Source organism: Acinetobacter sp. SAAs474 (assembly GCF_032823475.1).
In the GTDB taxonomy this organism is placed as follows: Bacteria; Pseudomonadota; Gammaproteobacteria; order Pseudomonadales; family Moraxellaceae; genus Acinetobacter.
This window is the reverse complement of sequence record NZ_CP127915.1, coordinates 1,061,618-1,075,589: the sequence shown is the minus strand read 5'-3', so window position 1 is coordinate 1,075,589 and position 13,972 is coordinate 1,061,618. Positions and strand designations below refer to the sequence as shown.

Here is a 13,972-nt window from a genome sequence, read left to right as displayed (position 1 = left end):
ATCCATGATGCAATTCGACGTTGATCATTAAACAAATTTCGCCATTATTCATGTAAGATTTTATAAATTGTTCTGGCCATCACTTCACCTAAACCAGGTACAGCAGTTAAATCTTTTTCCGAAGCTTTCAATACGCCTTGAATTCCACCAAAATGAGTTAATAAATCCCGACGACGTTTGGGGCCTAATCCAGGAATCACCTCTAACACAGAAGAAGCACGCTTTTTATCGCGTTTGGCACGATGTTTGGTAATTGCAAAGCGGTGCGCCTCATCGCGTACCTGCTGAATCAAATGTAAAGCTTTATGATCTTCTGCTAACTGTATTTTACGACCATCTGTGAAATGTAAAGTTTCCAAGCCGGGTTTACGCCCTTCTCCTTTAGATACACCAATCATAAAAGCATCCAAGCCAAGTGTTTGCATCACCTCCATAGCCATATGTAATTGCCCCCGACCACCATCAATTAACAACAAGTCCGGTAAGATATTTTTCTGATAACGACGTGTTAATGCTTGTCGCATTGCTGCATAGTCATCACCACCGACAATATCATTGATAGCAAATTGTCGATAATCACGTTTTCGTGCACCACCTTGATCAAAGACCACACAAGAAGCGATTGTTGCCTCTCCCATCGTATGAGAAATATCAAAACATTCGATACGATCTACTGAACGCCCGAGTATTTGTTCTAATTGATAAAAACGCTCTTTTAATTCAAAATGGTTGGCCAGCTTACCTTGAATTGCATGCTGAACATTCATGCTAGCCAACTCAAGCCATTCTGCACGTGTTTCACGAACTTGTGATTTAATCTGTATTTTTTGTTGAAAATGCTGCTGTAATGCTGCTTGTAACTCTTGACGATCTGGTAAATCAACATTGACAATTAATTCAGCAGGTATCTCATCTGCAACTTGAAAATAAAAATTAGCCAAAAAGTTAGACAACATCTGTCCCAAATCATCACCCAACATATCAGGGAAATAGCTATTCCCACCCAACATTTTACCATGACGGACATGCATTATTTGGACACAAGTCATTCCAGCCTGATAAGCAATCGCAATAATATCAGCTTCACCTTTTAAGGTATAAATCGCTTGTTGTGATTGGACTTCTCGCAATAACGCCATACGATCACGATAAAAAACAGCTTTTTCAAATGCCAAATCAGCAGCAGCAGCCTCCATTTTAGCAATCAACTCTCGATCAAGCTGCTTGGTATCTCCGCTTAAAAAACGAATCGAGTTCGCAACATCCTCTTGATAATCCTGTGGTGAAATCAAACCAACGCAAGGTGCTGAACAACGTTTAATTTGATATTGTAGACATGGCCTTTTACGTTGTGAAAAATAGCTATTTTCACACTGACGTACATTAAATAATTTTTGTAAGACAACCAAGGTATCGCGTGCACTATACGCACTAGGATAAGGACCAAAAAATTTACCTATGCCGTGCTTCGCCTTACCTCGACCAGAAGCAATACGTGGATAAGGCTGATCTGCTGAAATAAAAATATAAACATAAGATTTATCGTCCCTTAGCATAATATTGTAAGGAGGACGATGTAATTTAATTAAATTCTGTTCAAGTAATAATGCTTCTGTTTCAGAACGAACCACCAAAGTTTGAATATCATAAATACGTGCAACTAAGGCTTGCGTTTTAGGGTGATCAATGGTTTTAACAAAATAACTGGCGACACGATTTTTTAAATTTTTGGCTTTACCAACATATAATAACTCTCCCTCTTTACCCAGCATACGATATACGCCAGGTAAAGTGGTCATATTGGCTAAAATTTTTTCAATATGTTGTCGCGCGTTTTCGTTCACAAAATGCCTTATTCACAGTATTGTTATCTTAAAACATGATGTAATGATTTTATTCATATTTTCAAGCCTATTTTTTGATGCTCAGTAAATTTACTTCATTCTAACAATCATATGATTGCTAAAAACTATCAGTGATCGGACATCTATTTGTTATGCTGAAATATAACATCTGTTGATATTAAAATTCAGTTAAGGATTTTCCATGATGAGTCATAATCATGCTCCACATATCATTCAACCGCTGATATCGAACGATCACTCATCTGAAAAAAACCGTTTGATCACCCAACCCCGCTTTCACTTCGAACCACATTTGGTAATGCAACATTTACGTCAACGGATCATTGCACAAGATGCAGCACTAAAAGAAATTGAAAACATGCTGCATGTGGTAAAAGCAGATTTTTCCAACCCTGATCGTCCACTTGCTGTCACATTAATGCTTGGTCCAACAGGTGTTGGTAAAACAGAAACGGTTCGTCTGATTGCTGAAGCGATCTATGGTCATGCTGATGCTTTTTGTCGAATTGATATGAATACACTTGCACAAGCACATTATGCTGCGGCACTCACAGGTGCACCACCAGGCTATGTTGGCTCTAAAGAGGGTCATAGTCTATTTGACGAAGCTGCGATTCAAGGCAGTCATACACGTCCTGGCATTATACTATTTGATGAATTAGAAAAAGCATCACCCGAAGTAATTCGGGGCTTAATGAATGTATTGGATACAGGTAAACTCAAGTTAACCGCAGGAACTAAAACGCTTGATTTTAGAAACTGTATGATCTTTATGACCTCCAATATTGGTGCACATACCGCACAGCAATATTTGGATAAACTTAATTTTTTTCCTGCAAAAGTACAACAAATTTTACTCAAACGCTTTTCAACAGAAAATATCATCAATAACGCAATACAACGTCAGTTTGATCCTGAATTCATTAATCGTATTGATCGTATTTTACACTACCAAACAATTTTAGATGATGCTTTACCACACTTGGTCAATATCGAGCTAAACAAATTAAATCAACGCTTAATGCTACAAAAACGTCATATTGATCTGAGTGAAACCGCAAAGGCCTATTTTTCTCATCAGCATGATATTCGTTATGGTGCACGACATTTAACACGAAAAATTAGAGTTGAATTAGAGCCTTTATTGGCGATGTATTTTTTAAAGCATCCACAGCAATCACATTGTTATATTGACTGTAAAAATCAACAACTGATCATAAAAAATTAAAGCCGTGTCTTAAAAAGTCATGACTCGCTCAGTGCTGCCGTGGCTATAACATGCTGAGTTATCCAATCATCTAAAGTGCCTTAAATGTTTGGGTACTCTGATTATTGAACACTATGAAATCATCATATAAGTTAAAGCTTATAAGAAATATCTGGAGCATGGCGTTGTAATGCCTGACAAAATGCAGTTTGATTTCGAGGTGATATTAAAACAAACTTACTTTGGCCTGATTTTAAATATTCGATTTTAAGTCGTTTCAGTGATAAAGCAGGTGAAGAAACGGAGTTATTAGTAGGTGAAATATGTTGAATATCACTTAACTTAATTTTCCATGTTAAAAACATACAATGGATTGTTAAGTGATGTTGATCCACGATATAACGTGTATTCAAAATCGGCCACCAGATCAAAATGATCGTGAGCATATAGACCGTACTATGAAATGGATATGCCACAATATTACCCTTTGCCTGCATGGTAAGTAATAACTCTCCCAACAACCCCGTCATACATACAACAAATGCTATCACCCACCAATCTATCTTTGAACGAAACCTTTGCATTATCTTTATCCTTGTTAATAGGGTGTTATAAATATAAAAATCATCAAAAATTTTTATTTCGATACATAGCAGATACTCTATATTTGTATGCTTTGCAACGACACGTTTATTTATAAAGACGATAATAAAATAAAATGGGGAGATGCTGAAATTTAAAATACATCAAATCGCATATTCTATAATCAACAATAAGTATGCTTAATCATCTATATACTCAATCAACTATATTGCTGACACTAATCTTGTTGATTAGCAGAGTAACTTTACTTCAGTGCTAAAAAAATGCCAAGCAACTGAAGTACTTGGCATCATCAATCAGTGGACTCAGTTTTAAAGCTGTAAATTAAGTGCTTTACGATCCAGACAGTAATGTACGCGAACAGATCGTGTTTTAAAACACTGTATCAAAATACATATGGACGTATAAAAATTAAGAAAAAAATACCCAACATCAAAAACCACTTTAAAAAGTAATACAATGAACGATTGGTCTTTTTCAATGCTTTGGCTTTAATACGTAACTGATAAATATAACCAAATGCTTTGTTTAAACCGCCAGTTTGATCGCCTGCCTCATTTGGTGAACTTGCTGCAGTCATGACTTTTTGACCAAACCAGTGATTAAAGCGTTGCATTAATTTAGATTTTAATGGTCGCTCAACATCAGCAAAGAAAATAATTCGATTTTGTTCAGTGGTATTTTCAGCATAATGAATATAGGTTTCATCAAATACCACGCTTTCACCATCACGCCATGAATAGCGCTGGCCATCAACATCAATAAAACAACGATCATCATTAGGTGTCATTAGACCTAAATGATAACGTAATGAACCTGCATAAGGATCACGATGACGGACTAAACGGCTATCTGGTGCCAATTCCGTAAACATTGCAGCCTTAATTGAAGGTAAGGTTTTGAGTAAAGCCGTCGTTTTTGGACAAAGTTCTGCCGCAGAAGGATGTGCTGAGTCATACCATTTTAAATAAAAACGTTTCCATCCCGTTTTAAAAAAGGAATTAAAACCTAAATCATCATATTTATCCGATGCTTTGATTCCACCTTGTGCATATAATGCTTTTGCCTCATCACGAATCATTTCCCAATGCTCATCAAGCACTTTTAAATCTTTAAAATATTGTGTATCAATATAGGGTTGGTTAGGTACCTTTGAAAAGAGATACATTAAATAGTTAATCGGTGCAAGAATCGTCGAATGATCAAAAAACTGACGATAAAAAGAATGGCGAACCTTGCCGCGTTGTTGAATATACAATGCCGACAAGACAAAAATTGCCAATATAATCCACTTAATCATAAAATTACCTAATGAAAATGCTTAGGTTTCAATACACATACGGTATGATGCATTTATTAAAAATTTTTCTCATTGTAGCAAAAAATTAAATTCTTGAATAACTCATTTTTAAACAGATCATTTCGCCAAACTCACCCATGATTGACAAGCGTGATTCAGTACTCTATTTCTCTATCGCCATAATAGTCATCTTTATAAAATATCGGATAACGATTATTTTATTCTCTCCACATAATCTGGTTTAGACTGAGCAGTTAGTTTAATTTTTTACATTATAAAACAGTAACTTTTTAAATTTAACTTATCTTATTAACACGCAAAGTAAACTTACATGGTTTACTGTTTTTGACTAAAAAATACAACAAATAGAACTTGAATTATCCTTATGATTGCGAATATAAAAGAGAGGCGGTCTACAATGAATAAATGAAAAATCTTATAGCTCTATCTATACTCAAAATGAAAAAGGTTAATGTTAAAGCAGTTAAACATTGAATATATGACCCTAGCGTCACAGCTTAAAACAATTTCTTCTGCTCTTTTTGGATATAGTTATCGTAAGATAAGCGAAGTAAAAATGTATGCAGGACTTCGCATACACTTCACAACAACCACTTAAAAGTCCTCCAAAATAAAGGAGATCAGGCATGATCCACGCTGGCAATGCCATTACCGTCCAAATGCTTTCGGACGGAATCGCAGAATTCCGCTTTGACCTACAAGGTGAATCGGTCAATAAATTTAACCGAGCAACACTTGAAGATTTTAAAGCTGCCATTGAGGCAGTAAAAACCAATGATCAGATCAAAGGTTTAATTGTTACTTCAGGTAAATCCACATTTATTGTTGGTGCAGACATCACGGAGTTTGGTGAAAACTTTGCCAAAGGTGAAGCTGCAATTGTGGAATGGTCAATTCCAGTACACCAAGTATTCAATGCATTTGAAGACCTCGATATTCCTAAAGTCGCTGCCATAAATGGTATTGCGTTAGGTGGCGGTTTTGAAATGTGTTTGGTCTGTGATTATCGTGTTATGTCACAAACTGCTCAAGTTGGCTTACCTGAAATTAAATTGGGTTTATTCCCAGGTTTTGGTGGAACAGTCCGTCTCAGTCGCCTGATTGGTATCGACAATGCTATTGAATGGATGGCAACCGCAACACCTAAAAAACCAGAAGCTGCACTGAAAGATGGTGCTGTTGATGCGGTAGTTACAGCAGACCAATTGCAAGAAGCTGCGATTGACTTAGTCAAACAAGCAATCTCTGGTCGTTTAGATTGGAAAGCAAAACGCCAAGAAAAAATAGATCCAGTCAAGTTGAATCCAATTGAACAAATGATGGCATTCAATTCTGCACGTGGTGTCGTTTTAGCAAAAGCAAATCCAGCACAATATCCAGCACCAAAATTACTGTTAGATTCTTTACAGGCGGGTGCTAGCTTAGTCCGTGATGAAGCATTAAAATTTGAAGCAGAAGGATTCGCTAAAGCTGCGGTCACACCACAGGCAAATGCACTGATCGGTCTATTCTTAAATGACCAAATCGTCAAAAAATCTGCAAAAAAACATGAGAAAGGCGCGCATCCAGTCAACCAAGCGGCTGTACTCGGTGCAGGCATCATGGGTGGTGGTATTGCCTATCAAGCTGCCAGTAAAGGTACACCAATTATCATGAAAGATATTGGTAATCCTCAACTTGCACTGGGTATGTCTGAAGCAAATAACCTACTCACCAAACAAGTGACACGTGGAAAAATTAGCCCAGCAAAAATGGGAGAAATTCTCGCACGTATTCGTCCAAGCTTAAGCTATGATGAATTTAAAGAAGTGGACATTGTGATTGAAGCAGTCACTGAAAATCCAAAAATTAAAGAAGCTGTACTGAAAGACACTGAAAGTAAAGTCCGCGACAACACTATTATCGCATCTAATACATCAACGATTTCAATCACCCGTTTGGCTAAGGCATTAACACGTCCTGAAAATTTTGTCGGTATGCATTTCTTTAATCCAGTGCATATGATGCCATTGGTTGAAGTGATTCGTGGTGAAAAAACCTCAGAAGAAGCGATTGCAACGACTGTTGTTTTAGCACAAAAAATGGGCAAAACACCAATTGTCGTAAATGATTGCCCTGGCTTCTTGGTGAACCGTGTACTTTTCCCTTATTTTGGCGCATTTGATCTGCTCCTTAAAGATGGTGCAGATTTCCAACAAATTGATAAGGTCATGGAACGTTTTGGCTGGCCAATGGGTCCTGCCTATCTGATGGACGTAGTCGGTATTGATACTGGTGTTCATGGTGCAGAAGTGATGGCTGAAGGCTATCCTGACCGAATGAAACCTGACTATAAAGGTTCTATTCAAGTGATGTATGAAAATAAACGTCTTGGTCAAAAAAATGACATTGGCTTTTACAAATATGAATTAGACCGTAAAGGTAAAAAAGCCAAAGTGGTTGATCCTGTCGCTTATGAACTGGTGGCATCCGTTGCAACAACTGCAAAACATGAATTTGATGCCCAAGAGATTATTGATCGCTTAATGCTCACATTCTGCAATGAAACAGTACGTTGTTTAGAAGATAAAATTGTAGCAACCGCAGCTGAAGCAGATATGGCCATGATTATGGGTGTGGGTTTCCCACCATTCCGTGGTGGTCCATGTCGTTATATTGACCAAACAGGTGTTGCTGAATATGTCGCACTTTGTGATAAATACGCACATCTTGGTAAGGCTTATGAAGCACCTCAAATGTTGCGTGACATGGCAACTCATAATAAAACATTCTACGGTTAAGGGAGCGGACGCGAATGGCTAATTTAAACCCACGTGACGTTGTAATTGTTGATGGTGTACGTACTGCCATGGGCAAAAGCAAAAACGGTATGTTCCGCAATGTACGTGCTGACAGTATGTCTGCTGATTTGATTCGTGCGCTAGTTGCTCGTAACCAATTCGATGTCAACGAAGTTGAAGATGTAATCTGGGGTTGTGTGAATCAAACCTTAGAACAAGGAATGAATATTGGTCGCAATATTGCATTATTGGCTGATTTACCCAAAACGGTTGCAGGTCAAACTGTAAATCGTCTTTGTGGTTCATCGATGCAGGCCATTCATACTGCAGCAGCTCAAATTGCAACCAACCAAGGGGATATCTTTATTATTGGTGGTGTGGAACATATGGGCCACGTTGCTATGACACATGGTATTGATATCAATCCCGAAGCATCTAAACATTATGCAAAAGCTTCAAATATGATGGGCTTAACTGCAGAAATGTTAGGTCGTATGAATGGAATTGGTCGTGAAGAACAGGATGCCTTTGGTGTAGAATCGCATCTTCGTGCATGGGCAGCAACTGAAGAAGGCCGTTTTAAAAATGAAATTATTGGTATTGAAGGACATGATGCCAATGGATTTAAACAGCTTTGCGATATTGATGAAGTCATTCGTCCTGACGCAAATTTAAAAGCATTTGAATCTTTACGCCCTGTATTTGATCCTAAAGGTGGTACCGTTACTGCGGCAACTTCTTCAGCATTATCAGATGGTGCATCTGCAATGTTATTGATGTCTTATGAACGCGCACAAGCTTTAGGACTAAAACCACGTGCTGTTATTCGCTCAATGGCAGTAGCAGGTTGTGATGCAGCAATTATGGGTTATGGTCCTGTACCTGCGACACAAAAAGCGCTTAAACGTGCAGGACTGTCTTTAGCTGATATTCAAACCATTGAGCTGAACGAAGCTTTTGCGGCACAAAGTCTTTCAGTCCTTAAAGGCTTAGGACTTTATGACAAGCAAAATATTGTCAACCTTCATGGTGGTGCAATTGCACTCGGTCATCCATTGGGCTGTTCAGGTGCACGTATTACCACAACCCTGCTCAATGTCATGGAACAGCAAGATACTCAAATTGGTCTAGCGACCATGTGTATTGGTCTAGGCCAAGGTATTGCAACAATTATTGAGCGTGTTTAATTTTATTTAAGCACTGTTAAAATGACCCCATCGAGATGATGGGGTCATTTTTTTCTAAAACGATCATGGTGAGTAACGAATCACTGTCTTCCATAAACGTAACAATGTCATCTAAAAAATTTATGCTACATTCCAATCAGTTTGATCAATATCATCCACTTTAGATTAAAAGAGCGATGATACAATCGCCACCAATCAGGTCCTGATGCCATATCAACTCTGCTTGCTATACAGGCAAATTAAAATACTAAAGTCATAAAAATGAGAGACTGTCTTCAGCATAGACTTTGTTTTAAATATGTTAAATCAGCTTAATATTTATACAAGTAACGGTAATTAAACAAAGTTAAATCATTACTTTAGATCAAACAGGTTTAATATTTAATATATTATTTTCTAAAAAACTAGCTTTTGAGATTTAAATATGAATAACATCACAACCGTTTTATCTATTACCTTATTGGCTACTGCAACCTCAACAATGGCAGCAACAACTGTAGACAAAACTGCTGAAGCGAAAAGCAATACTGCATTGGCAGTGATTAAAAAAGAAGCCAAAGCAGATAAAAAAATGATCAAAAATAATTCAAAACAAGCATTACATGCGGTAGATGAAAAAGCGAAAGCAGATAAAATGGCCATTAAAATCGCAACAAAAGATGCCACTCAAGCTTTAGGTTCAGATGCAAAAGTAGAGAAAGAGGCCATTAAAACTGAAAGTCATCATGTGCTGCAATCGATTGACCAGCAAGCAAAAGCCGATAAGGCCATGATTAAAGCAGAAAGTAAAGAAGCCAAATATGCTGTAGAACAAAAAGCCGATTTAGAAAAACAAGCACTTCAGCAAAGAGCAGATATCGCCAAACGTGATCTTGAACAAAAGACTGATATCACCAAACGCGATCTTGAACAAAAGACCGATATCGCTAAACAAGATGTAGAACAAAAGGCAGATAAAGCGAAACAAGATGCCGAACAAAAAATAGAGAATGAAAAGAAAAAAGGCTTTTTCTCTATTTTTAAAAAGCAAGCAGATTAATGGTATAAACAACAGGTGCTGATTTAAATTATATTAATTCAGACTTAATCACCCATAACGCCTAATAAAAAATTAGGCGTTGCAGTTGTTACTTAGCTCACTTGAGCTACGCTATGAAAAATAGTATCTGCTCGTACAGCTAATGTGATAAAGATTTTTTCAAGGCCGTTTGATGATGTAAAGACAATTGATTAATCTGTTGGTCAATTTGTACGATATCTTGATAAAGCGTATTAAACTGCGTGACGACCTGTTGATCATAAAGCATGATCATCTGATTTTGATTGATCCAGCGATGCTTTTTAAGTAATTGAAACAGTTGTTGTGCTTTTTGCAAACGTAATTTTTCTAGTTTAAATAACGTTTGATGATCATCAAGGGGATTTGTTTGAGCTAAAGTTTTAGTCAGATAACGACGCAATCTGGCCTTAATCGATAAATTGTTAATTTGATTTTGAATTTGCTGCTGTTGCTGGTCTAAATTTTTTTGGTATAAATCCATCGTAATTTGAACCTGTTGTAACATTTTTTCTGTTTCTGAATAATGCTGTTGCTTATCTTTAGCTAAACGTTCGACATTCAAAAATTGATCCCAGCCAATTGTATGCAATGCTCTTAAGAGATAAGCATTTCTGAGTTCAGCATTACGTTGCATCATGGTTAAGGTAAAATCTGCCATCGTTTGAAATTCAGCTGTCAAACGCGGATCATGGCTATCAATGGAGATCGGCTTTGACCAATCTGTGGCTTGTTGATAAATTTCACCCGATTTTTGATTTAATACTTGTTGATAGATTGCAAACTGTTGCTGCTCTTTTTGCTGTTGATGATATTGATAAAACAGCAAACCAAAAATAGCCAAGGTAATCAGGGTAATCACCAGCACGATTCTACGCATCGATAAACTCTCTTATCTGCTTAAACTGTACGCTGTATTTTTATACTAACATGCTTTTTTAAATGGCTAAAAATAAAATATTATTGATATCTTTCAATATATTGTAATTTTAAAATCGGCATTTAAAATAGAATGCTCATTTTATGCTTTTATTCTTACATTTGGTCCCCATTTCTAATAGAACGATAAAATTGAGATAGATTATGCGCGTAGATATTTGGTCCGATGTGGTATGCCCTTTTTGTTATATTGGTAAAAAGCGCCTAGAAGCGGCTGCGATAGCAGCAGAGATTGAATTAGAAATTCATTGGCATAGTTTTGAATTAGATCCAGAAGCACCTGCTCGCCAAAATATATCAAATTCAGAGCGTCTAGCGCAAAAATATGGTCGAAGTGTGACTGAAGTTGAAGAAATGCAACGACAAATTGCAACGATGGCTCAAGCTGAAGGCATTGAATTTAATTGGGAAAATGCCAATTCAGGCAATACTTTTAACGCTCATCGTATCATTCATCTGGCACAAAGCAAAGGCTTGGGCTCGGAAGCCGAAGAGGCTTTTTTCTATAGCTATATGACGCAAGGTTTAGCCATTGGTGAACGTGAAACCATTGAGGATGTTGCTGCACGTATTGGGCTGAATCCTGTTGAAGTTGACGATGTACTCGATTCTGATCAGTATGCAGATTTTGTCCGTTTTGATGAGGAAATCGCACGAGAACAACTCAAAGTAACTGGCGTACCCTTTTTTGTCTTTGATCAACGTATTGCTTTAGCAGGCGCACAGCCTCGGGAAGTTTTCTTGCAAGTATTAGAAAAAGCCTTACAAAATCCAGCACCGATAGATAGCGAACAAAATGCTGCAATATCTAGTACAGAACCATCTCAACCACCTCAAACATAATATTTGTCATAATACTGCTTGTATACGATGAGCTTTAGTTGATCAATATACTCAAAATAAAATAGTCATAAAAATGCCAATCCTATGGATTGGCATTTTTTTAAGCTCAATATAAACGATTATTTTAATAACAAACTGTTAATACGTTTAACATATTCAGCAGGATCTTCTGGTAAACCGCCTTCAGCAATCACCGCCTGATCAAAAATCACATTAGCTAAATCATCAAATTGTGATGCAGTTTCCAGCTTTTGAACCAAAGGATGTTGCGGGTTAATTTCTAAAATTGGCTTATTCTCTGGTACTGCCTGACCTGCTTGTTTTAACATACGAATTAACTGTGGAGAAAGTTCACCTTCGCTGGTCACCAAGCATGCTGGAGAATCAACCAAACGTGTAGTGACACGAACTTCTTTGGTTTTGGCTTTTAATGCATCTGCCAATTTATCTACCACAGGTTTAAATTGTTCAGCCGCTTCCTCTAATGCTTTTTTCTCTTCAGCATCTTGTAAATCACCCAAATCTACAGCGCCTTTGGCAACGTTTTGCATGGCAACACCGTCAAACTCATGCACAAATTCCATTGCCCATTCATCGACACGCTCTGTCATTAATAAGACTTCAATGCCTTTTTTCTTAAACAACTCAAGTTGTGGTGAGTTTTTGGCTGCATTTAAATTATCTGCTGTCACATAATAAATCGCTTTTTGCCCTTCTTTCATACGCGCTTTATATGCTGCCAATGAGGTAGTAACTTCATCATGATTCGAGGTTGCAAAACGCAACAACTTTAAGATTCGTTCACGATTAGTAAAATCTTCACCTAAACCTTCTTTTAATACAGAACCAAACTCTGTATAGAAAGTCGCAAATTTTTCTTGATCTTTTTCATCTTCAGATTTAGCCAGCTGATCAAGAACGGTTAAAATACGACGTGTATTTCCTTCACGAATGGTTTTAACATCCCGGCTCTCTTGTAATAATTCACGACTTACATTCAATGGTAAATCAGCACTATCCACCACACCATGTACGAAACGTAGATAATTTGGAATCAAATTATCCGCATCATCCATAATAAAGACACGTTTTACGTACAGTTTAATACCGGCTTTGGCTTCACGTGTAAAGATGTCACCAGGTGCTTTACCTGGAATATACAACAACTGTGTATACTCGGTACTACCTTCAACTCGGTTATGTGACCAAGCCAAAGGAGCCTGAAAATCATGGGTTAGATTTTTATAAAATTCTGTATATTGCTCATCCGTAATCTCTGATTTCGGTCGTGTCCATAAGGCACTTGCTGAGTTAATGGCTTCCCATTCATCTGTTTTAACATATTGACCTGGTTGAGCCTCCTCACCTTCAGCCACTTCTTCTTGTTGCCAAACTTCTTTTTGCATTTCAATTGGCAAACTAATGTGATCAGAATATTTATTAATAATTTGCTTAACTTTGTAGCTTTCTAAATATTCAACAGCATCATCACGTAAGTGTAAAATAATATCGGTACCACGACTGGTTTTTTCGATTTGCTCAACCTCAAAGTCACCTGTACCACCACTGATCCAACGAACACCTTCTTGAGCTGCTAGGCCTGCGCGACGTGACTCAACGGTAATTTTATCTGCAACAATAAAGCCTGAATAAAATCCAACACCAAATTGACCAATTAACTGTGCATCAGATTTCTGATCACCCGTTAATTTCGACATAAAATCTTTGGTGCCAGACTTTGCAATAGTTCCTAAATTATCAATCGCTTCTTGTTGGCTTAAACCAATGCCATTATCTGAAATAGTAATGGTTTTTTGTTCTTTATCAAGACTAACACGAACATGCAAATCTGGATCATTTTCATAAAAATCAGGATGATTAATGCCTTCAAAACGCAATTTATCACAGGCATCTGATGCATTTGAAATTAATTCTCTTAAAAAGATTTCTGGATTTGAATAAAGAGAATGGGTCACTAAATGTAATAGTTGAGCTACTTCCGCTTGAAAGCTATGTTTTTGACTTTGCTCGCTCATGGTTTACTCCTTTTCTATAATACGGCAATAATTTTCAATTGTTATATTGAATGGTGTGAATTTTTTATTTTTCAATCCTTATGAGACGAGTTTTTTTATTTTTTAAGCAAATAAATGACTGATGATCTAAAATC

Annotated in this window: 10 protein-coding genes; 5 read left to right on the top strand and 5 right to left on the bottom strand. The window is 37.1% G+C overall.

Translation table 11 applies throughout. The features are described 5' to 3' along the window. Positions 1–44 precede the first annotated feature (44 nt). Positions 45–1,844: an excinuclease ABC subunit UvrC gene (gene uvrC, locus QSG86_RS05965; RefSeq protein WP_317030662.1), complete on the bottom strand. Its 1,800-nt coding sequence runs from the start codon at positions 1,842–1,844 to the stop codon at positions 45–47. A gap of 202 nt (positions 1,845–2,046) precedes the next feature. Between uvrC and QSG86_RS05960 the strand changes: the two genes are divergently transcribed. Continuing rightward, a complete protein-coding gene (locus QSG86_RS05960; RefSeq protein ID WP_317030661.1) occupies positions 2,047–3,093 on the top strand; it encodes an AAA family ATPase in 1,047 nt (348 codons plus the stop codon). Positions 3,094–3,224: 131 nt separating this feature from the next. On the opposite strand, the gene QSG86_RS05955 is transcribed toward QSG86_RS05960, so the two are convergent. Both QSG86_RS05955 and lpxO read right to left on the bottom strand, forming a co-directional pair. After that, positions 3,225–3,656 (bottom strand): PH domain-containing protein, encoded by a 432-nt coding sequence (locus QSG86_RS05955; RefSeq protein WP_317030660.1) that lies wholly within the window; start codon positions 3,654–3,656, stop codon positions 3,225–3,227. A gap of 404 nt (positions 3,657–4,060) precedes the next feature. After that, positions 4,061–4,975: a lipid A hydroxylase LpxO gene (gene lpxO / locus QSG86_RS05950; protein ID WP_317030659.1), complete on the bottom strand. Its 915-nt coding sequence runs from the start codon at positions 4,973–4,975 to the stop codon at positions 4,061–4,063. Between the two features lie 647 nt (positions 4,976–5,622). On the opposite strand from lpxO, the gene fadB reads away from it, so the two are divergent. The 3 genes from fadB to QSG86_RS05935 all read left to right on the top strand — a co-directional run bounded on the left by fadB (position 5,623) and on the right by QSG86_RS05935 (position 10,002). Then, a complete protein-coding gene (gene fadB / locus QSG86_RS05945) occupies positions 5,623–7,776 on the top strand; it encodes a fatty acid oxidation complex subunit alpha FadB (RefSeq protein ID WP_317030658.1) in 2,154 nt (717 codons plus the stop codon). A 14-nt stretch (positions 7,777–7,790) separates the two neighbouring features. Then, on the top strand, positions 7,791–8,963 hold the full coding sequence (fadA, locus tag QSG86_RS05940; RefSeq protein WP_317030657.1) for an acetyl-CoA C-acyltransferase FadA: 1,173 nt from the start codon (positions 7,791–7,793) through the stop codon (positions 8,961–8,963). A gap of 424 nt (positions 8,964–9,387) precedes the next feature. Next, positions 9,388–10,002 (top strand): hypothetical protein, encoded by a 615-nt coding sequence (locus tag QSG86_RS05935; RefSeq protein ID WP_317030656.1) that lies wholly within the window; start codon positions 9,388–9,390, stop codon positions 10,000–10,002. Between the two features lie 139 nt (positions 10,003–10,141). Here the strand turns inward: QSG86_RS05935 and QSG86_RS05930 are convergent, their stop codons facing one another. Beyond that, positions 10,142–10,900: a hypothetical protein gene (locus tag QSG86_RS05930; RefSeq protein WP_317030655.1), complete on the bottom strand. Its 759-nt coding sequence runs from the start codon at positions 10,898–10,900 to the stop codon at positions 10,142–10,144. 203 nt (positions 10,901–11,103) lie between these two features. On the opposite strand from QSG86_RS05930, the gene QSG86_RS05925 reads away from it, so the two are divergent. Further along, entirely contained in the window at positions 11,104–11,802 is a 699-nt protein-coding gene (locus tag QSG86_RS05925) for a DsbA family oxidoreductase (RefSeq protein ID WP_317030654.1), read from the top strand. A 119-nt stretch (positions 11,803–11,921) separates the two neighbouring features. Here QSG86_RS05925 and htpG read toward each other — a convergent pair whose 3' ends face one another. Next, entirely contained in the window at positions 11,922–13,838 is a 1,917-nt protein-coding gene (gene htpG, locus QSG86_RS05920; RefSeq protein ID WP_317030653.1) for a molecular chaperone HtpG, read from the bottom strand. Positions 13,839–13,972 lie beyond the last annotated feature (134 nt).